General features: G+C 58.9%; 27 protein-coding genes. 10 read left to right on the forward strand and 17 right to left on the reverse strand.

Annotated features, from left to right (window positions below):
• Window positions 1–2 precede the first annotated feature (2 nt).
• On the forward strand, window positions 3–1094 hold the full coding sequence (locus QMK58_RS26920; RefSeq protein ID WP_053162873.1) for an anhydro-N-acetylmuramic acid kinase: 1092 nt from the start codon (window positions 3–5) through the stop codon (window positions 1092–1094).
• Window positions 1095–1161: 67 nt separating this feature from the next.
• Here the strand turns inward: QMK58_RS26920 and erpA are convergent, their stop codons facing one another.
• A complete protein-coding gene (gene erpA, locus QMK58_RS26925; protein ID WP_007906865.1) occupies window positions 1162–1512 on the reverse strand; it encodes an iron-sulfur cluster insertion protein ErpA in 351 nt (116 codons plus the stop codon).
• 167 nt (window positions 1513–1679) lie between these two features.
• Window positions 1680–2714 (reverse strand): N-acetyl-gamma-glutamyl-phosphate reductase, encoded by a 1035-nt coding sequence (gene argC, locus QMK58_RS26930; protein WP_320395638.1) that lies wholly within the window; start codon window positions 2712–2714, stop codon window positions 1680–1682.
• A gap of 135 nt (window positions 2715–2849) precedes the next feature.
• Here argC and hemJ point away from each other — a divergent pair, with 135 nt between their 5' ends.
• The 6 genes from hemJ (at window position 2850) to coq7 (ending at window position 7408) form a co-directional block, all read left to right on the forward strand.
• The gene (gene hemJ / locus QMK58_RS26935; RefSeq protein ID WP_053162877.1) at window positions 2850–3281 is read left to right on the forward strand and encodes a protoporphyrinogen oxidase HemJ; all 432 of its coding nucleotides are present in this window, start codon (window positions 2850–2852) and stop codon (window positions 3279–3281) included.
• A 34-nt stretch (window positions 3282–3315) separates the two neighbouring features.
• Window positions 3316–4284 (forward strand): NAD(P)H-dependent flavin oxidoreductase, encoded by a 969-nt coding sequence (locus tag QMK58_RS26940; protein ID WP_053162879.1) that lies wholly within the window; start codon window positions 3316–3318, stop codon window positions 4282–4284.
• A gap of 93 nt (window positions 4285–4377) precedes the next feature.
• The gene (locus QMK58_RS26945) at window positions 4378–5331 is read left to right on the forward strand and encodes a DUF805 domain-containing protein (protein ID WP_053162880.1); all 954 of its coding nucleotides are present in this window, start codon (window positions 4378–4380) and stop codon (window positions 5329–5331) included.
• Between the two features lie 61 nt (window positions 5332–5392).
• Window positions 5393–6181, forward strand: coding sequence for an SDR family NAD(P)-dependent oxidoreductase (locus QMK58_RS26950; protein WP_053162883.1), 789 nt, complete (start codon window positions 5393–5395; stop codon window positions 6179–6181).
• Between the two features lie 80 nt (window positions 6182–6261).
• Window positions 6262–6600: a histidine triad nucleotide-binding protein gene (locus tag QMK58_RS26955; RefSeq protein WP_053162884.1), complete on the forward strand. Its 339-nt coding sequence runs from the start codon at window positions 6262–6264 to the stop codon at window positions 6598–6600.
• 160 nt (window positions 6601–6760) lie between these two features.
• On the forward strand, window positions 6761–7408 hold the full coding sequence (coq7, locus tag QMK58_RS26960) for a 2-polyprenyl-3-methyl-6-methoxy-1,4-benzoquinone monooxygenase (RefSeq protein WP_053163817.1): 648 nt from the start codon (window positions 6761–6763) through the stop codon (window positions 7406–7408).
• Between the two features lie 108 nt (window positions 7409–7516).
• Here the strand turns inward: coq7 and speD are convergent, their stop codons facing one another.
• Together speD and QMK58_RS26970 are read right to left on the reverse strand one after the other, a co-directional pair.
• A complete protein-coding gene (gene speD, locus QMK58_RS26965) occupies window positions 7517–8308 on the reverse strand; it encodes an adenosylmethionine decarboxylase (RefSeq protein WP_053162886.1) in 792 nt (263 codons plus the stop codon).
• Between the two features lie 240 nt (window positions 8309–8548).
• On the reverse strand, window positions 8549–8971 hold the full coding sequence (locus QMK58_RS26970) for an OsmC family protein (RefSeq protein ID WP_003176451.1): 423 nt from the start codon (window positions 8969–8971) through the stop codon (window positions 8549–8551).
• 230 nt (window positions 8972–9201) lie between these two features.
• On the opposite strand from QMK58_RS26970, the gene crp reads away from it, so the two are divergent.
• Window positions 9202–9846, forward strand: coding sequence for a cAMP-activated global transcriptional regulator CRP (gene crp / locus QMK58_RS26975; protein ID WP_053163819.1), 645 nt, complete (start codon window positions 9202–9204; stop codon window positions 9844–9846).
• A gap of 10 nt (window positions 9847–9856) precedes the next feature.
• Here crp and QMK58_RS26980 read toward each other — a convergent pair whose 3' ends face one another.
• From QMK58_RS26980 to QMK58_RS26995, 4 genes are all read right to left on the reverse strand, one after another.
• Window positions 9857–10558, reverse strand: coding sequence for a biotin/lipoate A/B protein ligase family protein (locus QMK58_RS26980; protein ID WP_053162888.1), 702 nt, complete (start codon window positions 10556–10558; stop codon window positions 9857–9859).
• 127 nt (window positions 10559–10685) lie between these two features.
• The gene (trpC, locus tag QMK58_RS26985; protein WP_053162890.1) at window positions 10686–11522 is read right to left on the reverse strand and encodes an indole-3-glycerol phosphate synthase TrpC; all 837 of its coding nucleotides are present in this window, start codon (window positions 11520–11522) and stop codon (window positions 10686–10688) included.
• Window positions 11519–12568, reverse strand: coding sequence for an anthranilate phosphoribosyltransferase (gene trpD, locus QMK58_RS26990; protein ID WP_053162892.1), 1050 nt, complete (start codon window positions 12566–12568; stop codon window positions 11519–11521). The genes trpC and trpD overlap by 4 nt, the downstream gene beginning before the upstream one ends.
• A gap of 9 nt (window positions 12569–12577) precedes the next feature.
• Entirely contained in the window at window positions 12578–13171 is a 594-nt protein-coding gene (locus tag QMK58_RS26995; RefSeq protein ID WP_007906885.1) for an aminodeoxychorismate/anthranilate synthase component II, read from the reverse strand.
• Between the two features lie 90 nt (window positions 13172–13261).
• On the opposite strand from QMK58_RS26995, the gene QMK58_RS27000 reads away from it, so the two are divergent.
• Window positions 13262–13564: a hypothetical protein gene (locus QMK58_RS27000; RefSeq protein ID WP_156322392.1), complete on the forward strand. Its 303-nt coding sequence runs from the start codon at window positions 13262–13264 to the stop codon at window positions 13562–13564.
• Window positions 13565–13580: 16 nt separating this feature from the next.
• Complete coding sequence (estP, locus tag QMK58_RS27005) at window positions 13581–15488, forward strand: esterase EstP (protein ID WP_053162894.1); 1908 nt, start codon at window positions 13581–13583, stop codon at window positions 15486–15488.
• Window positions 15489–15642: 154 nt separating this feature from the next.
• On the opposite strand, the gene trpE is transcribed toward estP, so the two are convergent.
• From trpE to QMK58_RS27050, 9 genes are all read right to left on the reverse strand, one after another.
• Window positions 15643–17124, reverse strand: a complete 1482-nt coding sequence (trpE, locus tag QMK58_RS27010; RefSeq protein WP_053162896.1) for an anthranilate synthase component I — start codon at window positions 17122–17124, stop codon at window positions 15643–15645.
• Window positions 17125–17194: 70 nt separating this feature from the next.
• Window positions 17195–18013, reverse strand: a complete 819-nt coding sequence (locus tag QMK58_RS27015; RefSeq protein ID WP_053162898.1) for a phosphoglycolate phosphatase — start codon at window positions 18011–18013, stop codon at window positions 17195–17197.
• Window positions 18010–18684: a ribulose-phosphate 3-epimerase gene (gene rpe, locus QMK58_RS27020; RefSeq protein ID WP_053162900.1), complete on the reverse strand. Its 675-nt coding sequence runs from the start codon at window positions 18682–18684 to the stop codon at window positions 18010–18012. Before rpe ends, QMK58_RS27015 begins: the two co-directional genes overlap by 4 nt.
• 115 nt (window positions 18685–18799) lie before the next feature.
• Window positions 18800–19948 carry an iron-containing alcohol dehydrogenase gene (locus QMK58_RS27025; protein ID WP_053162902.1) on the reverse strand — a complete coding sequence of 383 codons (1149 nt, stop codon included), beginning with the start codon at window positions 19946–19948 and terminating at the stop codon, window positions 18800–18802.
• Window positions 19949–20139: 191 nt separating this feature from the next.
• Window positions 20140–20964, reverse strand: coding sequence for an ABC transporter permease (locus tag QMK58_RS27030; RefSeq protein WP_053162904.1), 825 nt, complete (start codon window positions 20962–20964; stop codon window positions 20140–20142).
• A gap of 12 nt (window positions 20965–20976) precedes the next feature.
• Window positions 20977–22224 (reverse strand): ABC transporter permease, encoded by a 1248-nt coding sequence (locus QMK58_RS27035; protein WP_053162906.1) that lies wholly within the window; start codon window positions 22222–22224, stop codon window positions 20977–20979.
• 189 nt (window positions 22225–22413) lie between these two features.
• Window positions 22414–23457, reverse strand: a complete 1044-nt coding sequence (locus QMK58_RS27040; RefSeq protein WP_053162909.1) for an ABC transporter substrate-binding protein — start codon at window positions 23455–23457, stop codon at window positions 22414–22416.
• A 48-nt stretch (window positions 23458–23505) separates the two neighbouring features.
• Window positions 23506–24630 carry an ABC transporter ATP-binding protein gene (locus tag QMK58_RS27045; protein ID WP_053162911.1) on the reverse strand — a complete coding sequence of 375 codons (1125 nt, stop codon included), beginning with the start codon at window positions 24628–24630 and terminating at the stop codon, window positions 23506–23508.
• A 318-nt stretch (window positions 24631–24948) separates the two neighbouring features.
• Window positions 24949–25578, reverse strand: coding sequence for a response regulator transcription factor (locus QMK58_RS27050; RefSeq protein WP_053162913.1), 630 nt, complete (start codon window positions 25576–25578; stop codon window positions 24949–24951).
• Window positions 25579–25667 lie beyond the last annotated feature (89 nt).

Raw genomic sequence — 25667 nt, forward strand, 5'->3', positions numbered from 1 at the left:
CCATGTCGCTCTATATAGGCGTGATGTCCGGGACCAGCCTTGATGGCCTGGACATAGCGCTGATCGAGCAATCCCCGGCGATCAAACTGGTCGCCACCCACTACATCCCAATGCCCGATTCACTGCGTGCCGAGCTGCTTGGCTTGTGCGTCAGTGGGGCGGACGAGATTGCCCGCTCTGCCGTGGCCCAGCAAAACTGGGTAAAGCTGGCTGCACAGGGCATTAACGCCCTCCTGACTCAACAGCAGCTCAAGCCTCAAAGCATTCGAGCGATTGGCAGCCACGGCCAGACCATTCGCCATGAGCCCGCACGAGGCTTCACGGTGCAGATAGGTAATCCCGCCCTGCTGACAGAGCTCACCGGCATCACGGTAGTCAGCGATTTCCGCAGCCGCGACGTCGCCGCTGGCGGTCAAGGCGCACCGCTGGTACCCGCCTTTCACGAAGCCCTGTTCGAAGAGCGCACCGGCCATCGCGCAGTGCTTAATGTTGGTGGCTTCAGTAATCTCAGCCTGATCGAGCCCGGAAAACCTGTAGCCGGCTTCGACTGCGGTCCAGGGAATGTGCTGATGGATGCGTGGATCAATCAGCATCGTGGCGACAATTACGACCGTGGCGGCCAATGGGCGGCCAGTGGAAAGATCGAACCTGATCTGCTGAAGGCACTGCTCAGTGATTCATTCTTTGTTACCCAAGGCCCGAAGAGTACCGGCCGCGAAGTGTTCAACCTGCCATGGCTGATGCAACACCTCGCGCACTTGCCCTCCTTTGCGGCCGAGGATGTGCAGGCAACGCTGCTTGAGCTGACCGCGCTGACCATCATTGAATCACTGCAAAGCGCTCAGCTGGATACCCAGGAACTATTGGTCTGCGGCGGCGGCGCGCATAACGCTGCGCTGATGAGCCGACTGTCCAGCCTGCTGCCAAACGCAAAAGTCAGCAGCACCGCCATTTACGGCGTAGACCCTGACTGGGTCGAAGCGATGGCCTTTGCCTGGTTGGCCCACTGCTGCCTCGAAGGCATCGCGGCCAATCGCCCTAGCGTCACTGGAGCCCGTGGATTACGCGTGCTCGGCGCCATCTACCCCGCATAAATGCCGGACAGCAAAACGCCGCAGGGCCTTGAGGCCATACGGCGTTTTGTTGGTAGCGACGCGCTGATCAGATCGAGAACGAAGAGCCACAGCCACAGGTAGTGGTCGCGTTAGGGTTCTTGATGACAAAACGCGAGCCTTCCAGACCTTCCTGGTAATCCACCTCGGCGCCCGCCAGGTATTGGAAGCTCATCGGATCGACAACCAGACTCACACCTTCGCGCTCGACGATGGTGTCGTCATCGGCCACTTCTTCATCGAAGGTGAAGCCGTATTGAAAACCTGAACAACCGCCGCCCGTAACGAATACGCGCAGCTTCAAGCGATCATTCCCCTCTTCATCGACCAGGCTCTTCACCTTGTGCGCGGCACCGTGGGTGAATTGCAAAGCCGTGGGGGTGAAGGATTCGACGCTCATGCTGACTATCTCCCGGCGTTACGCCGTCATATTGCGTGATGACGCGCATTATCCGCTTCTCCTAGAAAAGCGGTCAACTATTGTTATGGTATATCAGCCAATCCAATCGCCAAGCCAGAATGCAAAAAGGCCCTTTCAAAGGGCCTTTTTGCTGTTCGGTACAAGCCTTAGGGCAACATGCCAGCGTGGGACAGACCCAGACGCTCATCCAGCCCGAACAGGATGTTCATATTCTGTACCGCCTGACCCGACGCACCTTTGACCAGATTGTCGATCACCGACAATACGACCACCAGATCGCCATCCTGAGGACGATGCACAGCAATACGGCAGACGTTGGCACCACGCACACTGCGGGTTTCCGGGTGGCTACCGGCCGGCATAACGTCGACGAACGGTTCGTTGGCATAACGCTTTTCAAACAGCGCCTGCAGGTCGATCGAGCGATCAACGACGGTCGCGTACAACGTCGAGTGAATGCCACGGATCATTGGCGTCAGGTGTGGAACGAAAGTCAGGCCGACATCCTTGCCTGCTGCACGACGCAAGCCCTGGCGAATTTCCGGCAAGTGACGGTGACCTTTCACGGCATAGGCTTTCATGCTTTCCGACGTTTCGGAGTACAACGAGCCTACGGAGGCGCCACGACCAGCACCACTGACGCCGGATTTGCAGTCAGCGATCAAGTGCGAGGCGTCGGCCAGACCCGCTTCCAGCAATGGCAGGAAGCCCAATTGCGTGGCAGTTGGATAGCAACCCGGCACCGCAATCAGACGCGCTTTCTTGATCTGCTCGCGATTGACTTCCGGCAGGCCGTAGACCGCTTCGTCCAGCAACTCCGGTGCGCCGTGCGGCTGACCATACCACTTGGCCCATTCATCCGCGTCTTGCAGGCGGAAATCGGCCGACAGGTCGATGACCTTGGTCCCCGCCGCCAGCAACTCGCCGGCCAGGGCGTGGGCAACACCGTGCGGTGTGGCGAAGAACACCACATCGCAAGCGCCCAGGGTCTTGATGTCCGGAACGCTGAACGCCAGGCCGTCGTAGTGGCCTCGCAGGTTCGGGTACATGTCGGCAACGGCCAGGCCTGCCTCGGATCGGGAAGTGATGACAACCACTTCAGCTTGCGGATGTTGCGCCAACAGACGCAGCAGTTCGACACCGGTGTAACCCGTGCCGCCGACGATACCGACCTTGACCATAAACCTGCCCTCAACGAACCCACTGGAAAGCCGTCGATAATAGGGGCCGCGCGCCCCTGCGACAACCGCCAAGGTGACGTGCGGACGCTCAAGCCTCTACTATTCGGTCTACCGTGAATCCTGGAATAACTAAAAATGCTCTATTTGTGGCTAAAAGCTTTTCACATCATCAGCATCGTTTGCTGGTTTGCCGGCCTGTTTTACCTGCCGCGCCTGTTCGTCTATCACGCTCAAAGCGAAGACACCGTGAGCAAGGAACGCTTCAGCATCATGGAGCGCAAGCTGTATCGGGGAATCATGGGCCCGGCAATGATCGCCACGCTGATCTTTGGCGGCTGGTTGATCAGCCTCAACCCAAGTGCATATTTCACCCAGGGTGGCTGGATGCATGCGAAGTTGACACTGGTCGTACTGCTGATCGGCTATCACCATATGTGCGGCGCCCAGGTAAAACGATTTGCCCGTGGCGAAAACACCCGGAGCCATGTCTTTTATCGCTGGTTCAATGAAGTGCCGGTTCTGCTATTGCTGGCAATCGTAATTCTGGTCGTGGTTCGGCCGTTCTAAATCCTACTGATCGTGTTATTTCGGGGTACTTCCAATGTCGCTGCCCGCTTTGCTCGAACAACGTCTGCGCTTGCCTGTGGTGGCTGCGCCGATGTTTCTCATCTCCAACCCGCAATTGGTGCTGGCCTGCTGTCGCAACGGCGTGGTCGGCAGCTTCCCGGCGCTGAACCAGCGTGAAAGCAGTGGGTTCAAAGCCTGGTTGAAGGAGATCGAGGCCGGGTTGGCGACAATGGACAACCCCGCACCGTATGCTGTGAACCTGATCGTCCATAACAGTAATCCAAGGCTGCAAGCGGATCTGGAAATCTGCGTGGAACACAAAGTACCGATCGTGATCACCAGCCTCGGCGCCGTAAAGGAACTGGTCGATGCGGTCCACAGCTACGGCGGCCTGGTATTCCACGACGTCACCACCCGCCGTCATGCCGAGAAAGCTGCCGAAGCCGGGGTAGATGGATTGATCGCAGTGGCCGCCGGTGCCGGTGGCCACGCCGGCACCTGGAGCCCGTTCTCGCTGATGGCCGAAATCCGCCAGTTCTTCGACAAGACCCTGCTATTGGCCGGATGCTTGAACCACGGCCACGAAATTCTCGCCGCACAATTGCTGGGTGCGGATTTAGCTTACTTCGGTACGCGATTTATCGGCACAACCGAAAGTCATGCGTCTGACGCCTACAAAGAAATGCTGCTGACAGCCAGAGCCGCAGACATCATCCATACTCCAGCGGTGTCAGGCGTTCCGGCAAGCTTCATGCGTCAGAGCCTGGAAGCCGCCGGTTTCGACATGTCAGCGCTGCAAGGCAAGGGCGAAATCAACTTCGGCTCCAAGCTCAAGCCCATCAGCGATGAAGCCAAAGCTTGGAAAACCGTGTGGTCCGCGGGCCAGGGCGTCGGCGAGATCGATGATTTGCCAAGTGTCGATCAATTGGTCGCGCGTCTTGATGGGGAGTATCGCAAGGCGCTGGAACACGCCGCACAGCTGCCAAAGCGGTGGCCGCGCTGACAGTCAACCCTGGGTCGACCTCCCACGGCTGACCCTTTACACGCCCAGGCCTGGATTTCTTATTCAATCTCTCGTGACAAGGATGCTTCGAACATGGGCGAAAACCGTTTCAAGATCGTATTCGAAGGCGCTTTGCAGCCCGGTGTCGATATCACGACTGCAAAGGTCAACCTTGCGCAGTTGTTCAAAAGTGATGTCGCGGCAATCGAGCGCCTGTTCAGCGGCCGCCCGGTCGCGCTCAAACGCGACCTGAGCCATGCCGACGCTCAAACCTATCTGCAAGCACTGAGCAAAACCGGCATCGATGCCCGCATCGAAGCCGAGCCGCCTGTAGAATTGAACCTCACCGAGATTCATGAGCATTACTCAGCCACATCGGTCGATCCTCCGTCGCCTTACACCCCACCCCGAGCGGACCTTGGGGCAACCTCCACAGAATTTGCCACACTCAAGCCATTCAGCTTCGATGGGCGTATCGGTCGCTTGCGCTATCTGGCCTGGACGATGGTCTTGACCCTGATCCTCATGGCGGTTTGCGGGGTGTTTGCCGTGGTCGCCCTGGCCCTTATCGATTCAGACTCTACTGCGGGCCTGATTTTAGGCAGTCTGCTCGCCTTGATCGTGTTTGTCGGGTTCGCCTTCGTCAGCATTCAGATCAATGTTCAGCGCCTGCATGACATCGGCTGGTCCGGCTGGCTGTGGCTGATCAACCTCGTTCCGTTTGTTGGCAGCATCTTCCCGTTTGTAACCATGGCGATGCCCGGCGACACAGGTCCCAATCGCTACGGCCCGCCGCCCCCGCCAAACAGCGCTGCGGTAAAAGTGCTGGCTTCATTGTGGCTGGCGTTCATCGCGTTGATGTTGGTGGGCGTATTGGCCGGAGGCATCTCGAGCCTTCAGGAAGAGTATGAAAGTGCTGCGCAGAGCCGCTACGACAGCGGTTCTGTCATCTCCGAAGAAATCGATGTCGAGGCCGAGCCTGCGCCAAATTCCAACGACGATGCAGCCGAAGAGGCCCAGCCCCCTGTAGACTCTGCGAAAGAATGAACAGCGCTCCTGGCCCGTGACACCTGCGTCGCGGCGCGGAGCTGTTGCGATGGAGAACTGCATGACCCGTTACGCTCTGATCACCGGCGCTTCCAGTGGCATCGGCCTGGCGATGGCCGAAGCCCTGGCCCGGCGCGGCCGAAGCCTGATTCTGGTGGCCCGACAACGTGATCAGTTGGAAAGTATTGCGATTGAACTGACTCAACGCTTCGGCGTGGAAGTGCTGTTTCGCGCCTGCGACCTGGGTGAGCCACTGCGCCTGTCCGGGTTCTTGCTGGAATTGGAAGAAGGTGAGCGGCAGATCGACTTGCTGGTCAACTGCGCCGGCATCGGTACATGCGGCCCGTTCCTGGCCCAGGACTGGATGACCGAGCAGGACCTCATCGAAGTGAACATCCTTGCCCTCACCCGCCTCTGCCACGCCATTGGCAATAGCATGGCGCTGCAAGGCGGCGGGCAAATACTGAATGTGGCTTCGGTTGCAGCCTTTCATCCCGGGCCGTGGATGAGCACGTATTACGCCAGCAAGGCTTATGTGCTGCACTTTTCCGAAGCCTTGCGGGTCGAGCTTAAAAAATGCGCAGTGAAGGTCTCAGTGCTTTGCCCAGGACCGACCCGCACGGCGTTTTTCCATACCGCGCAACTGAACACTGAAAAACTGGCCAACAGCAAAATGCTGATGAGCCCGGAAGAGGTCGCCCTCTATACCGTGCGCGCCCTGGAGAAAAACCGTGCGATCATCATTCCGGGACGGCGCAACCGATGGCTGGCCACCCTGCCCCGGTTCGGCTCGCGCTGGCTGATTCGCACAATCACCGGGATGGTCATCAAGGCACACTGCCCACGCTGACCGACTTGCCGGTAAAAGACTGGGCTCGGACTGAACCCGTGAGTACACTCAGACCAGCCCAAACAACGGAGAAAACAGCTGTGGATACTCTGTTCACCAAGATCATCAATCGGGAAATCCCGGCGAAGATCATTTACGAGGACGACCAGGTTCTGGCCTTCCACGACATCGCCCCACAGGCACCCGTGCATTTTCTGGTGATCCCGAAGAAAGCGGTGCGCACCCTGAACGACCTCACCGAAGATGACAAGGCACTGGCCGGACACATTCTGTTCACGGCCCAGCGTCTGGCGCTGGAGCTGGGTTGTGAAAAAGGTTTCCGCGTTGTCATGAACTGCAATGAAGAAGGTGGGCAAACTGTCTATCACATTCATATGCACGTGCTGGGTCAGCGCCAAATGCATTGGCCGCCGGGCTGAGTGTAGGTACTTAAAAGATCGCAGCTTTCGGCAGCCCCTACGTGGATCGCGAACCCATGTAGCAACTGCCGCAGGCTGCGATTTTTTGATCTTGACCCAGCGCAAACCTTCCCCGGCCGATTGGGTTAAACTGGCCGCCGAGATTCCTCCGGAGGTCAGCATGACTACCCAACGTCACTACTCGCCGATTGACCGTCTTCTGCTGCAAGCAGACGCCGCGATGCGTACTCTGTTGCCTTCCAATGGCCATCCGTACCGCCCATCGCCGGCCATCGTCCAACCGGACGCAAAAATGAGCGACGAAGACACCCGCCACGTCGCCGGCCTGATGCGTATCAACCATACCGGCGAAGTCTGCGCCCAGGCGCTGTATCAGGGGCAGGCCCTGACCGCGAAACTGCCGCAAGTGCGCGCAGCCATGGAGCACGCCGCCGAGGAAGAAATCGACCACCTGGTCTGGTGCGAACAACGCATTCATCAGTTGGGCAGCCACACCAGCATTCTCAATCCGCTGTTTTATGGCATGTCTTTCGGGATCGGCGCAGTGGCCGGCCTGATCAGCGATAAAGTCAGCCTGGGGTTCGTTGCGGCGACGGAAGATCAGGTGTGCAAACACCTGAACGAACATCTGGAGCAATTGCCGGCCGAGGATGAAAAGTCCCGGGCGATTCTTGAGCAGATGCGCATTGATGAAGAGCAACATGCCGAAAGTGCGCTGGATGCGGGGGGCTTCCGTTTTCCGGCACCTGTGAAGTTCGGAATGAGTCTGATGGCCAAGGTGATGACCAAGAGTACTTATCGGATGTGAGGGCTCTGTTGCCTTATAGGTCCTCTTCGGGGGCAAGCCCGCTCCTACAGGGGTTTGCGACGGACATGAAAAAGGCGACCGAGGTCGCCTTTTTTGAGTTCGAGAATCTTACGACATGTTACGCGCGTAGAAGATTTCGAGCATTTCGTGCTTCACCCGCTCGGTCACCTGAGTGCGCTGCTCAGAGGACAGGCTGTTGGTAGCGTCACCGAACAGGTAGTTATCCAGCTCGAAGTTCTTCAGCAGCATTTTGGTGTGGAAAAGGTTTTCCTGGTACACGTTCACGTCGGTCATCTGATACGCGTCGCGGGTGTCTTCGGAGAGGTAGTTCTGGATCGAATTGATCTCGTGGTCGATGAAGTGCTTTTTGCCCTCAACGTCACGGGTGAAACCGCGCACACGGTAATCCACGGTCACGATGTCCGAGTCGAACTGGTGAATGAGGAAATTGAGCGCTTTAAGCGGTGAAATGACCCCGCAAGTCGACACGTCGATATCCACACGGAAGGTTGCAATACCGTCATCCGGATGGATTTCCGGGTAGGTGTGCACCGTAATGTGGCTCTTGTCGAGGTGGGCCAGGATGATTTCCGGCAGCGGGCCCGGGGACTCTTCGATCTGACTCTCGGTCGGGGTTACCGGTTCTTCAGAGATCAGGATCGTGACGCTGGCGCCCTGTGGCTCATAGTCCTGACTCGCAATGTTCAGGATGTTGGCACCAATGATATCGACAACTTCCGTGAGAATCTGCGTCAGGCGCTTGGCGTTGTACTCTTTATTGATGTACTCGACGTAGGCCTGTTGATCTTGCGGGGTTTCCGCGTAGCAGATGTCATAGATGTTGAAGCTCAAGGTCTTGGTCAGGTTATTGAACCCGTGGAGCTTGAGTTTGCTTTTCACCGTTAAAAACTCTCTATGTGTTTGCGGCCCGGCCGCGTGATCAAGCATGCCCGTCAGATGCGAACAACGCACCTGCGTAGGACGGTTAACACCTCTTCGCGATGGCGATTTTGGTTGTCTGTTTCGGGCGCGCGGCCTGCCGGTCGACCGGCCACTACCCTGAAAAAAGTGGCGCATTATGCAGACGTCCGCTTGGGATCGCCAGAGTCTGCACCGCTTTTATGATAGTTGAATGTCTATTCAACCGAGTTCGATGATCTCGTAGTCATGAGTGATCGCCACGCCTGCTGCACCGAGCATGATCGAAGCCGAGCAATACTTCTCGGCGGACAGCTCGATGGCACGTTTGACCTGGGCTTCTTTCAAGCCACGGCCCTTGACCACGAAATGCATGTGGATTTTGGTGAACACTTTTGGATCTTCGGTCGCACGCTCGGCTTCCAGGAAGGCTTCACAGCTTTCCACAGCCTGGCGGGACTTCTTGAGGATGCTGACCACATCGAAATTGCTGCAACCGCCAACACCCAGCAGGAGCATTTCCATCGGCCGGACTCCCAGGTTACGACCGCCGGCTTCGGGCGGACCGTCCATGACCACGACATGACCGCTACCGGATTCGCCGAGGAACATGGCTTCGCCAGCCCATTGGATGCGTGCCTTCATCGCCAAGACTCCACTGTCTAAAAAAGGGTCGCCAGCTTAGCACAGGGCCCTCGAATGGCAGCGCTTGCCTTCCTAGGACATAAGCATCTGCACCGTAGGTAATTTCTCGAATATTCTAGGAAGTGTCTGATAAGCTGACGCCAATTCGCTGGCGCATGGTCGGCCTTGTCGCTGTTTTCGCTATTCATAAAAAAACCAAACACACCGCGCAGTCTTTTCGGGATACAACCATGGTTGCTCTTGCCCACACCCCCAGGATCAAAAACCTCGACAAGCTGCTGATGCATTGCCAGCGCCGTCGCTATCAGGCCAAGAACAACATCATTTGCGCCGGCGACCGTTCGGAGACGCTGTTCTTCATCATTAAAGGATCGGTCACCATCCTGATCGAAGATGAGGACGGTCGGGAGATGATCATCGCTTACCTGAATGCCGGGGACTTCTTTGGTGAGTTGGGCCTGTTCGAACAGGCCGGTCTGGAGCAGGAGCGAAGTGCCTGGGTGCGGGCCAAGGTCGAATGCGAAGTCGCGGAAATCAGCTACGCGAAATTTCGTGAACTGTCGCAGCAGGATCCTGACATTCTTTACGTGCTTAGCGGACAAATCGCACAACGCCTGCGCAACACTACGCGCAAGGTGGGTGACCTGGCGTTCTTCGACGTCACCGGTCGCGTTGCGCGTTGTTTGTTGGAATTGTGCAAGCAGCCGGATGCCATGACTCACCCGGACGGGATGCAGATCAAGGTGACACGACAGGAAATCGGACGGATTGTCGGTTGTTCGCGAGAGATGGTCGGTCGTGTGCTCAAGGATCTGGAAGAACGCAACCTGGTGGACGTCAAAGGCAAGACCATGGTGGTCTTCGGCACCCGATAAGCTCGAAAACCTAGCCGCTGAACATCTGTTCGAGCATCAGACGGTAAAGCTCATCGAGACGCGCCAACGCATCCGGCGCGACGAATTTCTCATGCAGGGCAATGTGGCTTTCGGCACGCACCCGTTGTTCAAGTCCGCACGCTTGGTTGAAGCGGTTGACCGCCGCGACCATCGACTCGCGCTCGTTATCGATCAACATTGCACCGTGCACCAGCCCCACTGGACGTTGACCGCCCTGGCTCTGGCGCCAGCGCTGGGCGGTGCCAACCATCTTGCGTCCGTCCAGGTTGACGTTGAAACGGCCATCGCAGAACGCACCGTCGATTTCGCCAAGAGACGAAGCGCCACCCAATTCATCCAGTAGCTGGCAGATCGGATCACACAATCGGCGGTATCCAGATTCGATGCGGTTCAGATCCCCTTCGCTGCGCGGGGGGGCGTAAACCAGTGCGATGTTGATCGTGGTGGCTGATTGCGGGACGGGTTCGCCGCCGGTATCGCGCAACAGCACGGGCCAGCCTGCTGCTGCCGACACCTCACAAGCGGCCTCGAAACCTGGCAAGCGATTCAAGCGGCGCGGCATAACCAAGGCTTGATCGCTTGGTTGCCAGAACAGCAGACCGAATTCTGCGTCGCCGGCACAGACTGACGCCAACAGATCCTGTTCCATTTGCAGGCCGGCTTCGATGGTCAGGGAGAGAGGTGAGGTCATGAGGGAATCCGTCGGACACAAAGCCTGTGGTGCTTCCTATGCCGCTATCGCGAGCCAGCTCGCTCTTACAAAGGATTTGTTTACACCAAAAAATCCAATGCGGGAGCGAGCAGGCTCGCGATGCGTTTCAGTCGAGGGTCGAACCGCTGACAGGCACACCGCGCTCTGGGAAGAACAGACGCTGCAACTCGGTACCCGGACTCTCGGCGCGCATGAATGCCTCGCCGACCAGGAATGCGTAGACATCGCTGATTTCCATCAACTCGACATCGGCACGATTGAGGATGCCGCTCTCAGTGATCACCAGACGATCGCGCGGAATACGCGGCAACAGGTCAAGCGTGGTTTCGAGGCTGACATCAAAGGTGTGCAGGTTACGGTTATTGATGCCGACCAGCGGAGTGTCGAGGGTTTTCAGGGCCCGCTCCAGCTCATCGCCATCGTGGACCTCCACCAGCACATCGAGATTGACGCTTTTGGCCACGGCCGCCAGCTCGGCCATTTTCACGTCATCCAGTGCGGAGACGATCAACAGCACGCAATCGGCGCCCAATGCACGCGCCTCAACGATCTGGTACGGATCAAGCATGAAATCCTTGCGGATCACCGGCAGGCTGCATGCCGCACGCGCCTGTTGCAGATACGCATCGCCCCCTTGGAAAAAGTCGATATCGGTGAGCACCGACAGGCAGGTCGCGCCACCCTTCTCGTAGCTTTTAGCGATGTCAGCGGGAACGAAGTTCTCGCGGATCACGCCCTTGCTCGGCGACGCTTTCTTGATTTCAGCAATGACCGCCGGCTGTTTCAGCTTGGCCTGAGCCATCAATGCCTGGGCAAAACCACGGGGTGCATCGGCCGCCTTGGCCAGACTTTCCAGCTCGGAGAGGCTGACGCGAGCACGACGCTCGGCGACTTCCTCAGCCTTGCGCGCCAGAATGTTTTCCAGAACCGTCGGCACACTCATCCCTCATTCTCCACTTTGAATACCGCGGTAAACGCACCCAGCTCCTCGAGTTTTTCCCGAGCGAGGCCGGTGTGCAGCGCATCGTGCGCCAAGGCAACACCTTCTTTGAGACTGCTGGCATGGTCGGCGGCGTACAACGCGGCGCCGGCATTGAGCATGATCATCTCGGCAGCCTTCTGACCGTTTTCGGTCTTGCGCTTGCCCAAGGCATCGCGAATCAGTTCCAGGGATGCCGCCGGGCTTTCGACCGCCAGGCCGTGCAAGCTCTGGCTCTTCATGCCCAGGTCTTCCGGCTCGACCCAATATTCGGTGATCTGATCGTCTTTCAGCTCAGCGACAAAGGTCGGCGCTGCGAGGCTGAATTCGTCCAGGCCATCCTTCGAATGCACCACCAACACGTGCTTGCTGCCCAGACGCTGCAACACTTCAGCCAATGGCCGGCACAACGCCTGGGTGAACACGCCGACCACCTGATGTTTAACACCGGCCGGATTCGTAAGCGGGCCGAGCATGTTGAACAAGGTGCGCAAGCCCAGATCCTTGCGCGGACCCGCGGCGTACTTCATGGCGCGGTGGTGAGTCTGGGCAAACATGAAGCCGATGCCGACGTTGTCGATGCAACGCGCGACTTGCACCGGCGTCAGGTTCAGATAGATACCGGCTGTTTCCAGCAAATCGGCACTGCCGCTCTTGCCCGAGACTGCACGGTTGCCGTGCTTGGCCACGGTGCATCCGGCTGCCGAAACCACGAACGCCGAAGCGGTCGACACGTTGAAAATGTTCGCGCCGTCGCCGCCGGTGCCGACCACATCGACCACACCGTGGAGGGTCTTGAGTTCGACCTTGTCGGCCAGTTCACGCATCACTGATACGGCGCCGACGATTTCGTCGATGCTTTCGCTCTTCATGCGCATGGCCATCATGAACGCGCCAATCTGCGCGTCCGTGCATTGCCCGGTCATGATTTCGCGCATCACGTCGCGCATTTCTTCGGTGCTGAGGTCGAGATGTTCGACGATACGGCCCAGGGCTGTCTTGATATTCATGAGTCGTCCTTAGCGCGTGCCGCCGGTTTGTTTGAGGAAGTTGGCAAACAGTTCGTGGCCCTGCTCGGTGAGGATCGACTCAGGGTGAAACTGCACGCCTTCGATATTCAGGGTCTTGTGACGCAGGCCCATGATTTCGTCGACCGAGCCGTCTTCAAGCTGCGTCCAGGCGGTCAACTCGAGGCAGTCGGGTAGCGTTTCGCGTTTGACGATCAAGGAATGATAGCGCGTGACCGTCAGAGGACGATTCAGACCTTCGAATACACCTTTGTCCTCGTGGAACACCGGGCTGGTCTTGCCGTGCATCACCTGACGGGCACGCACCACGTCGCCGCCAAAGGCCTGGCCGATGGACTGATGGCCCAGGCACACGCCCAGGATCGGCAACTTGCCGGCGAAATGTTTGATCGCTTCGATAGAGATGCCGGCTTCGGTCGGCGTGCACGGGCCGGGCGACACAACGATGCGCTCTGGGTTGAGGGCTTCGATTTCAGCGATGGTGAGCTCGTCGTTGCGCACGACTTTGACCTGGGAGCCTAGCTCACCAAGGTACTGCACAACGTTGTAGGTAAAAGAGTCGTAGTTATCGATCATCAGCAACATGGCGTTAAGAACCTCTTTGATTCACTGACTACTAAAACAGCCTTCGAATGATTCACCCGCAGCGTCCTGCACTTTTGTCAGGCGCTGGAATTGCGCAGCAAAGCGGCATGTCTTACGGGTAAAGAAGGCGAAGCGGTAAAGATCCGGCCGGGCCGGCAGAAGGATTCAGGCGCGCCAACGCCAACGGGCGTGTGCCTTGATGACTTGATCCAGAAGTTTGCTGACGATCAACACGGGGAAGGTCTCATTTATACGTCTTGGCACAGTAACTTAGCTGGGCAGAGCGTGCAATATGGTGCGATCGAAGCGCCTGAAACATTTGGCGGGTTCGCGCCGAATGGCATCTGGCTCTATAGTTTTTTGGCACTGTCGTTTTGCCTACCAAAACAATAAACAAACGGACTTGCTCATGATCAAGCAGAGATTGGCTGCACCGCTCGCCGGTTGCGTGCTCGCGATGGCCTGCGCCCAGGCGATTGCGGCGCCCACCCCTTACTCGAACTTCATCGTCTTTGGCGACAGCCTCAACGATGCGGGACAGTTTACCGACAGGGGCGGCCCTCCCGGTTCGACCCTGCGCTTCACCAACCGTACCGGACCGACTTATCGGGACGGTAGCGGCGAAGTCTATTCCGCCAACTCGACCCAACTGCTGGGCGGGAATCTTGGATTTTCAGCGGACCAGACCTCCGCTTCGACCTCGGCCGCACGGGCCGCCCAAGGTTTGCCGGATGGTAACAACTGGGCTGTAGGTGGCTACCGTACCGACCAGATCCTTGACTCGATCACCACCGTATCCGCGACGGGCGAACGTGCCCGCGCCGGCTATCTGCCGACCAACAGCTTTCGCGCCGATCCCAACGCGCTGTACTACCTTTCCGGCGGCGGTAATGATTTCCTGCAGGGCCGCGTACAAAGTGGCGCCCAGGCGAATGCCGCGGCGGACCGGCTGGCAAACAGCGTTCAGCTACTGCAAACCGCCGGCGCCCAGTACATCATGGTTTGGCTGCTACCGGACCTGGGTTTGACTCCAGCCATCAATGGGACCCCTTTGCAGACACCGACCTCACAACTGAGCGCGGCCTTCAATCGGCAATTGGTCACTCGACTGGCGGGGATCGATGCGCAAATCATTCCACTGAATATTCCACTGCTATTGCAGGAAACCTTCGCCGATCCGGCGCGATTCGGACTGGCCACCGGGCAGAACCTGACTGCGACTTGCTTCAGCGGAAATGGCTGCACCGAAAACGCGACCTTTGGCATCAACAGCGCGACCCCGGATCCGAGCAAGCTGATCTACAACGACGGTGTTCACCCGACTGAGACCGGGCAAAAGCTGATTTCCGATTACGCCTATTCCTTACTGGCGGCGCCTTGGGAACTGACGCTGTTGCCGGAGATGGCTCACGCAACGTTGCGGGCGCATCAGGATGAACTGCGTAGCCAATGGCAATCGGATTGGGGTAATTGGCAAGCCGTCGGTCAATGGCGTGCGATTGTCGCCGGGGGTGGACAGCACCTCGATGTCGACAGCCAAAGCAGCGGCGCCAGCGCCGATGGCAGTGGTTACAACCTCAACATCGGCGGCAGCTATCGGCTTAACGAAGCCTGGCGTGTGGGTGTAGCGGCAGGCTTCTACCGTCAAGATCTGGAGGCAGGCAATAACGACTCGGATTACAAACTCAACAGCTACCTGGCCACCGCCTTCGGTCAGTTCCAGCAAGATCGCTGGTGGGCGGACGCTGCGTTGACCGGGGGCAAACTGGATTACGACAACCTCAAGCGCAAATTCGATCTGGGTGCGGCGCAAGGTGCGGAGAAAGGTGATACCGATGGCTATCTCTGGGCGTTCAGCACACGTGTCGGCTACGACATTGCGCGGCCGGGCAGTGACTGGCACCTGTCACCGTTCATCAGCGCGGATTACGCGAAGGTCGAAGTCGACGGCTACTCGGAAAACGCCGCACGTTCTACGGCGCTGACGTTTGACGACCAGAAGCGCGACTCAAAACGCCTCGGTGCAGGACTGCAGGGGAAATACCAGATCACTTCACAGACCCAAGTGTTCGGCGAGTATGCCTACGAGCATGAATACGAGGATGACGTGCAGAATGTAAACATCGCCCTCAACAGTCTGCCATCCCTGGATTTCGAGCTTGATGGATACGCGCCGCAAAGCAACTTGAATCGCGTGAGCCTGGGCGTCAGCCACAAGTTGACGGCCGATCTGGCGCTGCGTGGCGGGTACACGTTCCGCAAGGATGATGACTTTACCCAGCAAGGGCTGACGGTTGGGGTCGCGCTGGATTTCTGATCCGCGTTTGAAAATCAAAAGATCGCAGGCTGCACCAGCTCCTACATGCACCTGGGGATGTGCTGTAGGAGCTGGCGCAGCCTGCGATCTTTTTGCTGAGCACTCGCTACGGGGGCAAGCCCCTTCGCCACAGAAGCTCCTTTACCGCATGAACTCAGGTGTTTGGGGTTTGCTCGGCCAAGGCCACGGCACGGAACATGGCACGGCGCTTGTTCAGGGTTTCTTCCCATTCCAGCGCCGGCACCGAGTCGGCGACGATGCCGCCACCGGCCTGCACGTGCAGCTCGCCATCCTTGATCACCGCCGTGCGGATCGCAATGGCGGTGTCCATGTTGCCGTTCCAGGCGAAGTAACCGACCGCACCGCCATACACGCCGCGCTTGACCGGCTCCAGTTCGTCGATGATTTCCATCGCGCGGATCTTCGGTGCGCCAGACAAGGTGCCCGCCGGCAGAATCGCCCGCAGTGCATCCATCGCCGTCAGCCCGCTCTTCAGTTGGCCGGTAACATTGGACACGATGTGCATGACGTTGGAATAACGCTCGATGACCATCTTCTCGGTCAGTTTCACCGAGCCGATTTCCGATACGCGACCGGTGTCGTTGCGACCGAGGTCGATCAGCATCAAGTGTTCGGCGATTTCCTTGTCGTCCGACAGCAGGTCTTTTTCCAGCGCCAGGTCAGCCTCTTCGTTGGCGCCCCGTGGTCGGGTGCCGGCAATCGGGCGCACGGTGATCAGGTTGTCTTCGACCCGCACCAGCACTTCCGGCGAACTGCCAACGACATGGAAGTCGCCGAAGTTGAAGAAGTACATGTAAGGCGTCGGATTGAAGCAGCGCAGTGCGCGATACAGATCGATCGGCGCTGCCTTGAAGTCGATCGACATACGCTGGGAAGGCACGACCTGCATGCAGTCACCGGCCAGGATGTATTCCTTGATGGTGTCGACGGCTTTTTCGTAATCGTTCTGGGTGAAGCTCGAACGGAAGACTGGATCGGCGGACTGTTGCTGGCTGAAATCCAGGCCACGGCGCGGGGTGATCGGCTGTCGGAGCTTTTCCAGCAGCTCTTCGAGGCGCGCGCGACCTTGTTCGAAGGCGTCATCCTGGGCCGGATCGGCCAGGACGATGGCGTGCATCTTGCCGGCCAGGTTATCGAACACCACCACGGCATCCGACACCATCAGCAGAATGTCCGGCACACCGAGCGGATCCGGGTTCGGGCACTTGCCCAGACGTTTCTCCACATAACGCACGCAGTCATAACCGAAGTAACCCACCAGGCCACCGTTGAAGCGTGGCAGACCGGCGATGGTCGGCACGTTGTAGCGAGCCTTGAAGGTCTCGACGAAAGCCAGTGGGTCTTCAACATCGTGGCTTTCAGTCTCGATGCCATCAACGGTCACGCTGACGTGATGATCGTGGACTCGCAGTACGGTACGGCACGGCAGGCCGATGATCGAGTAACGGCCCCACTTCTCACCGCCCTGTACGGACTCCAGCAGGTAGGAATTGGGCTCATCGGCCAGTTTCAGGTAGATCGACAACGGGGTGTCGAAGTCGGCCAGGGTTTCGCAGGCAAGCGGGATGCGGTTGTAGCCGGCAGCGGCCAAACGCAGGAATTCTTCGCGGATCATGAGGTGCCTCGTGGCTTGAGGGTCGAACAGTCAGGTGTGCAAACGCGCCGGGGGACCGGCCAGGATAAAGTCAGGCGCGCCAACGCCAGCGGGCCAGGGCCTTGATGACTTTCATCCAGAGTTTGCGAGTGACCACCACGATGGCGTTTCCAGAAGGGGGTTTGACAGCGTCGGCCAACGTTATCTCAGCGGCCGGATCCAGGCAACCGGGAATTAGCATGCGCAGATCGTCGATCACCAAGGCCGGCGACTCTTCGGCAATCGGACGTCCGTGGTTATAGCCGTAGCTCAGGGCCACGCACTTGACTCCCGCCGCTTTCGCCGCCAGCACATCGCTGCGCGAATCGCCGACGAACAAGGATTGCGAGGCCGGAATGTTGGCCATTTTCATCACGAAAAAAAGTGCGGCCGGGTCCGGTTTTTTCTGTGGCAGGGTGTCACCGCCGATGATCCAGCGGAAATACCGGCCGATTTTCATCTGATCCAGCAGCGGCGCAACGAATCGCTCCGGCTTGTTGGTGATCAGCGCCATTTCGACACCCTGCTTTTTCAACCATCTGAGGGTATCGCGTACGCCGGGATAGACCACGGTCAGCTCATGGCTCTCGCCATAGGCCTGCATGAAATATTCCAGCGCCCGCTCGGCCTCGCTGTTATCGACCGCCGAATGATCGATGCCACCGGCCAGTGCACGACGCACCAGCACCGGCGCGCCATTACCGACCCATTCGCGCACGGCTTCCAGGCCTGCGGGCTCGCGACCCAGTTTGAGCAGCATCTTATCCACAGCCGCCGCCAGGTCCGGGACCGAATCGATCAGCGTACCGTCCAGATCGAACATCACCAGCCGTGGCAGACGCCCCGCGAAAAGCTGCTCAAAACCACTCATGGGCGAGCCAGTGCCAGTTCGGAGCGCATTTTGTCGATGACTTCCTGATAGTTCGGCGCATTGAAAATGGCCGACCCGGCGACGAAGGTGTCAGCCCCGGCCGCGGCGATTTCACGAATGTTGTTCACGTTCACGCCGCCGTCGATTTCCAGGCGGATGTCACGACCCGAGGCATCGATCAATGCCCGCGCTTCACGCAGCTTGTCGAGCGTGCCTGGGATGAATTTCTGCCCACCAAAGCCCGGGTTGACGCTCATCAACAGGATCATGTCGACCTTGTCCATCACGTACTTGAGCACATCCAGCGGAGTCGCCGGGTTGAACACCAGGCCCGACTTGCAACCGCCCTCGCGGATCAATTGCAAAGAGCGGTCGACGTGCTGGGTGGCTTCCGGGTGGAAGGTGATGTAGGTCGCGCCGGCTTCGATGAAGTCGCCAACGATGCGGTCCACCGGGCTGACCATCAGATGCGCGTCAATCGGCGCGGTCACGCCGTACTTGCGCAGCGCCGCACACACCATCGGGCCGATGGTCAGGTTGGGCACATAGTGATTGTCCATGACATCGAAGTGCACGAAATCGGCGCCAGCGGCCAGGACGTTGTCCACTTCTTCGCCCAGGCGGGCGAAGTCGGCGGAGAGAATCGACGGAGCAATTACGAAGGGCTGCATGACGCACCTTTTCTGAGCAGAATCACGATGGCGCGCATTGTATACCTCATACTTTGGCGCGCGCACCGTAAGCGCGATGATTGGGCTTAGCCATCATCCATGATCAGAGAAGGCCCTAGTACGCCGCGCGATAAATCTTTTCGATATCGACGGCATTCAGTTTGCGCGGATTGTTGCGCATCAGGCGCTCGATCCCGGCCGCCTCCACGGCCATGGCCGGGATGGCGTCTTCGGGAACGCCGAAACTGCGCAACCCCTGTGGAATTTCCACTGCCGCACACAATTCAGTCATGGCTACAACGGCTTTGTCCGCCGCCTCATTGGCACTCAGGTGAGCGGTCTGTACACCCATGGCCTCAGCGATATCCTGCATGCGCTCAACACACGCCATCTTGTTCCAGGTCATGACATAGGGCAGTAGCAAGGCGTTGCTGACGCCGTGGGCAATATTGAAACGCCCGCCCAGCGGATACGCCAGCGCATGCACCGCGCCGACCCCGGCATTACCGAATGCCATGCCCGCCATCAGGCTTGCGGTGGCCATGTCTTCCCGGGCTTGCAGGTTCGATGGATTGGCGTAGGCCTTGGGCAATGCCTTGGCGATCAGCTTGATTGCACCGATGGCCAGCGCGTCGGTAATCGGCGAAGCGTTGACCGACAGGTAGGATTCGATGGCATGCACCAGCGCATCGACACCACTGGCGGCGGTGACGCTGCGCGGGCACGTCAGGGTCATCTGCGGGCTGACCAGCGCCACATCGGGCAGCAAATAATCGCTGACGATGCCCTTCTTCAGCTGCGCGACCTTGTCGGAAAGAATCGCCACATTGGTCACTTCCGAGCCGGTGCCGGCAGTGGTCGGAATGGCGATCAGCGGCGGGCCTTTGCGCGGCACCTGGTCGACGCCGAACAGATCTTCCAGCGCACCGTGATAACCGGCGTAAGCTGCCACACTCTTGGCGATGTCGATGGCACTGCCGCCGCCCAGCCCGATCAAACCGTCATGCCCGCCATCGCGATAGACCTGCATGCAGTCTTCGACGATGGCGATTTCCGGATCCGGCAACACGCGATCAAAAATTTCGTACGCCCGCCCCCCGAGCTGCGCCAGAGCGAGCTCTACCGTGCCGGATTTGACCAGCGTGGCGTCGGTGACGATCAGTGGGTTGTCGATATCCAGACGCGTCAGCTCGGCAGCGAGTTGCTCGATAGCCCCTGCGCCGGTGATCAGTTTGTGAGCGATTTTGAAAGAGGAAAGACTCATGTGCGCAGCCTCTTATAGGTAGGGGAGCTGGGCACAATAGTAGCTTGGGATTGCGGGTTGTCTGCCATTCAGGTGGTGAATGACCCACGCCTGACACGACCCTGTAGGAGCCGGCTTGCCGGCGAAAGCGGTGTATCAGGCACACCGCGTTGCACCATTCGCCAGCAAGCCGGCTCCTACAAGAAGCGGTATCAAACCTGAGCGGTACGCAGTTTTTCGCTACGGCCGCGTAGCCATTCCAGGGTCAGCAACAGCACCACCGAAAAGGCGATGAGCAATGTTGCGGCGGCGGCGATGGTCGGGCTGAGGTTTTCGCGGATACCGCTGAACATCTGCCGTGGCAAGGTCGCTTGTTCCGGTCCGGCGAGGAACAGTGTCACCACCACTTCGTCGAACGAGGTCGCGAAGGCGAACAGTGCACCGGAAATCACACCCGGCGCGATCAACGGCAACGTCACGCGACGGAACGCGACCAGCGGCGAAGCACCGAGGCTCGCAGCGGCACGCACCAGATTTTGGTTAAAACCCTGCAATGTCGCCGATACCGTGATGATCACAAACGGCACACCCAGCACCGCATGCACCACGATCAGCGAAAAGAAGCTGTTGCCCAGCCCCAGCGGCGCGAAGAACAAGTAACTGGCCACACCGATAATCACCACCGGCACCACCATCGGTGAAATCACCAATGCCATCACCAGCGCTTTGCCGGGGAAGTCTCCCCGGGTCAGGCCAATGGCCGCCAGCGTACCGAAGATCATTGCCAGCACCGTTGCTGCCGGGGCCACGATGATGCTGTTCTTCAGAGCGCGCATCCATTCCGCCGAGGCGAAGAAATCGTGGTACCACTGCAACGAGAACCCTTGCAGCGGATACACCAGGAAACTGCCGGAGTTGAACGACAGTGGAATGATCACCAGCACCGGCAGGATCAGGAACAACAGGATCAAGCCGCAGAGAATCCGCAAGCTGTAGAACCACACCCGTTCAATGGGCGACATATAAGGACTCAGCATTTCGTTCTCCCCTTAGCTCAAGCGCAGGCGGCTCGCGCCAACCAGCCAGCTGTAAATCAGATAAAGCACGACCGTCGCCAGCAGCAGCAGCCCACCGAGTGCGGTCGCCATGCCCCAGTTGATGCTGGTGTTGGTGTAGAAAGCGACGAAGTAGCTGACCATCTGGTCGTTCGGACTGCCCAGCAGCGCCGGGGTGATGTAGTAGCCGATGGCGAGGATGAACACCAACAGGCAACCAGCGCCGACACCGGCATAGGTCTGCGGGAAGTACACCCGCCAGAAACTGGCGAACGGATGGCAGCCGAGGGAAATCGCGGCGCGCATGTAGGTCGGCGAGATGCCTTTCATCACGCTATAGATCGGCAGGATCATGAATGGCAGCAGGATATGCACCATCGAGATGTAGACGCCGACACGGTTGAACACCAGCTCGATCGGCTTATCGATGATGCCCATGGCCATCAGGCCGCTATTGATCAGGCCACCCGATTGCAGCAACACGATCCACGCTGCGACGCGCACCAGAATTGACGTCCAGAACGGCAACAACACCAGAATCATCAGCAAATTGCTCTGCCGCGACGGCAGGTTGGCCAGCAGGTAAGCCAGTGGATACGCCAGCACCAGGCAGATCACGGTAATGACCAGGCCCATCCAGAAGGTCCGGGCGAAGATGTCGAGGTAGATCGCCTGGTCCGGGGTCGCCGGAGCGATTTCGCCGAGGTCGTCGATACGGTGATCGACAGCTGCCAGCAGGTAATACGGGGTGATGCTGCTGGTGTTGCGGCGTACCGCTTGCCAATAGGCCGGATCGCCCCAACGTTCGTCGAGGCCTTCCAGCGCTTCTTTATAAGAAGCCGGTTCAGTAGCGAGCGGCAAGGCACGAGCGGTTTTGGTCAGCAGGCTGCGGTAGCCGGCCAGCTCCATGTTCAGGCGTTTGGACAAATCGCCCAGGGTTTGATTCTTGCGGGCTTCGGCGAGGTCTTCGGCGGCCGCTTTGTAAACCGGTTCAGCGGGCAGGCCGCGACCGTCCCAACTGGCGATGGCGGTCACGGTGCGCGGCATGCCGCCTACCACTTCCGGGTTGCCCACGCTTTTGTAGAGCAGCGCCACGATCGGCACCAGGAACACCAGCAACAAAAACAGCACCAGCGGCGCGATCAGCGCCTGGGCCTTCCAGCGGTTGACCCGCTCGGCGTGCTTGAGCCGTTGCTTCAAGGTGGGGTCAGTGCCCGCGTTCACGGGAACGGCGATAGCCATGGCGTACTCCGGAAATCTTTGATCGTTACAGAGGTGGCGCTTCTTGAGGACAAGGCCACCTCTGTTCTTGATAACAACTCATCACCTGTAGGAGCCTGGCTTGCCAGCGATGAACGATAACGGGGTCTGGCTGATACACCGTGTCGCCCGGATCGCTGGCAAGCCAGCTCCTACAGGTTCAATCGCTGCTTACTTCGCCGCCCAGGAATTGAAGCGCTGTTCCAGTTGCTCGCCGTTGTCAGCCCAGAAGCTGACGTCGATCTGCACCTGGTTGGCGATGTTTTCCGGGGTGGTCGGCATGTCTTTCAGGACATCCTTGGCCAGCAACGGTACGGCCTGGATATTCGCCGGGCCGTAAGCGATGTTTTCCGAGTAGGTCTTCTGCTGCTGCGGCTGTACCGAGAAGGCGATGAATTTCTTCGCCGCTTCGGCGCGCTTGGCATCCAAACCTTTGGGAATGGCCCATGCGTCGAAGTCGTAGATACCGCCGTTCCACACCACTTTCAGGTTGCTTTCTTTCTGCACGGCAGCGATGCGGCCGTTGTACGCCGAACTCATGACCACATCACCGGAAGCGAGGTATTGCGGCGGCTGTGCGCCGGCTTCCCACCACTGAATGCTTGGCTTGAGTTCATCGAGTTTCTTGAACGCGCGGTCCTGGCCATCTTTACTTGCCAGCACTTTGTAGACGTCTTTGGGCGCAACGCCGTCGGCCATCAGGGCGAATTCCAGGGTGTACTTGGCGCCTTTACGCAGGCCACGCTTGCCCGGGAATTGCTTGGTGTCCCAGAAATCCGCCCAACTGGTGGGTGCAGTTTTCAGCTTGTCGGCGTTGTAGGCCAGCACGGTCGACCACACGAAGAATCCCACGCCGCAAGGCTGGATTGCCCCCTTGACGTAGTCTTCGGTCTTGCCGAACAGCGCCGGGTCCAGTTGCTCGAACATGTCTTCGTCGCAACCACGGGACAATTCCGGCGACTCGACTTCCACCAGGTCCCAGGACACGCTCTTGGTGTCGACCATGGCTTTGACCTTGGCCATTTCACCGTTGTACTCGCCGGCCACGATTTTTCCGTTGCCTGCCGCTTCCCATGGTGCGTAGAAGGCTTTGACCTGCGCGGCCTTGTTCGCCCCGCCAAAGGACACCACGGTCAGGTCAGGGCCGGCGGCCATTGCGCTGGCCGCGCCCATCATGCCCAGTGCCAAAGCGGTGAATTTCAGGGATCTCAACATTTATTGTTCTCTCCACGTGCAGGGTTGGTGTTGGTATTGCCGGGGCGATCAATGCGCCTCTAAAAGTGGATCGAGCGCGCGAACGTGTTCGACCTGCCAGCCAAGCGGTACCACGTCGCCGACCGCGAGCGCCGGATCGAGCTCGGCAATCGGTTGTTTAACGAAGAAGTCGGTCTTGCCGCAGACTTCCATGCGAACCCGGACGTGGTCGCCCAGATAGATGAATTCCTCGACTCGCCCGGAGAAGCGGTTGACGCATTGATCGCTGGAGCCATTGAGACTGACGCGCTCCGGACGAATCGACAGGGTCACCGGCTCACCAGTCTTGCCGACGTTTACCGCCAGCGCTTCGACCTTTTCACCGCGCCCGAGCTCAACAATGCAACGGTCGCCGGTCTGGCTGTGCAGGCGCCCGTTGAGACGGTTGTTCTCGCCGATGAAGTTGGCAACGAAGGTGTTTTTCGGCTCTTCGTACAAGGTGCGCGGTGGCGCGATCTGCTGGATTTCGCCCTGATGAAACACCGCCACGCGGTCGGACATGGTCAAGGCTTCGCCCTGATCGTGGGTCACGTAGACCACCGTTACGCCGAGGCGCTGGTGCAGGTGCTTGATCTCCATCTGCATGTGTTCGCGCAATTGCTTGTCGAGTGCGCCGAGGGGTTCGTCCATCAACACCAATTGCGGTTCGAACACCAATGCGCGAGCCAACGCCACACGCTGTTGCTGTCCGCCGGAAAGCTGCGCCGGGTAACGCTGGGCGAAAGCATCGAGCTGGACCATGCTCAACACACGCTTGACCCGGGCACTGACGTCGCTCTTGTTCATGCCGCGCACGGTCAGCGGGAACGCGAGGTTCTCAGCCACCGTCATGTGCGGGAACAACGCGTAGTTCTGGAACACCATGCCGATGTCACGCTTGTGCGGCGGCACGTTATTGATCGAGCGCCCGGCCAGGAGAATTTCACCGGCGGTCGGGGTTTCGAAACCGGCGAGCATCATCAGACTGGTTGTCTTGCCGGAGCCGGACGGCCCGAGCAGGGTGAGGAATTCGCCTTTGCGAATGTCCAGGTTGAGGTCCTTGACGATCAGGTTCTCGCCATCGTAGCTCTTCTGCACTCCACGAAAGCTGACCAGAACATCATTGGCCCCTGCGCTTGAATCGACCTGGCTCATACCCACACCTTTGTTGTTGATGACTGCTGTGGGGTTAAGCCTAGTGGACGCTGGGGACCACGCAAATCGGGGCGCAAGAGAGATTGGCCTCAGCCGGATGGAAGGTTGAGGGTAGGGATTGCCCTACAAGGATGGCGCGTTTTGATAGAGGCAGCGGCAAGCTTGCAGTTACAAGCCGCAAGCACAGGCAAAAGCAATGTTTTGAGGTGTCGCAAATGGATATGCCACCACGAACCCTGCAGGAGCCGGCTTGCTGGCGATAGCGATTTCAATGACACCATCGCCAGCAAGCCGGCTCCCACAGGAGATTCAGTGCACTCAGAGGAGTTTGTGTTCCATCGCGTACTTCACCAGTTCCGCCAGCGACGTGATGTTGAGCTTTTGCATCAGCCGGGCCTTGTGGGTGCTGATGGTTTTGCTGCTGAGCGCCAGTTGCTGGGCGATGTCGTTGACGTTGGCGCCCTGGGCCAGGCGCTCGAACACCGAGAATTCACGTTCCGAGAGCAGCGAGTGCAATGGACGCGAGTCGGTCAAGCCCACCTCGAAGACCATGCGATCCGCCAGATCCGGGTCAATGTAACGCCCGCCCGCTGCCACCTTGCGAATCGCCGTCAGCAACAGCGACGGATCGCTGTCCTTGGTCGCGTAACCCGCCGCCCCGACCTTCAATGCCCGGGCGGCCATCTGCGCCTCGTCGTGCATCGACAACACCAGGATCGCCGGAGGATTGCTCAGTGCACGAATCCGCGGGATTGCTTCCAAACCGTTAACCCCGGGCATGGAAATGTCCAACAGCACCACTTCGCAGGGCACATGGCGCAAGGTCTCGAGCAACTGCTCGCCATTGCTCGCCTCCCCCACCACCAGCAAATCCTTGGCCAGGCCGATCAACTGCTTGATGCCTTCGCGGACGATGGTGTGGTCTTCGGCTACCAGTACTCGGATCACGTTTTTCTCCAGATTCAAGGTCTATTCGCGAGCAAGCCCGCGCCTACAGTTAGCCGCGCTCCCCTGTAGGAGCGAGCCTGCTCGCGATG

It is taken from the genome of Pseudomonas sp. P8_241 (assembly GCF_034008315.1).
GTDB lineage: Bacteria > Pseudomonadota > Gammaproteobacteria > Pseudomonadales > Pseudomonadaceae > Aquipseudomonas.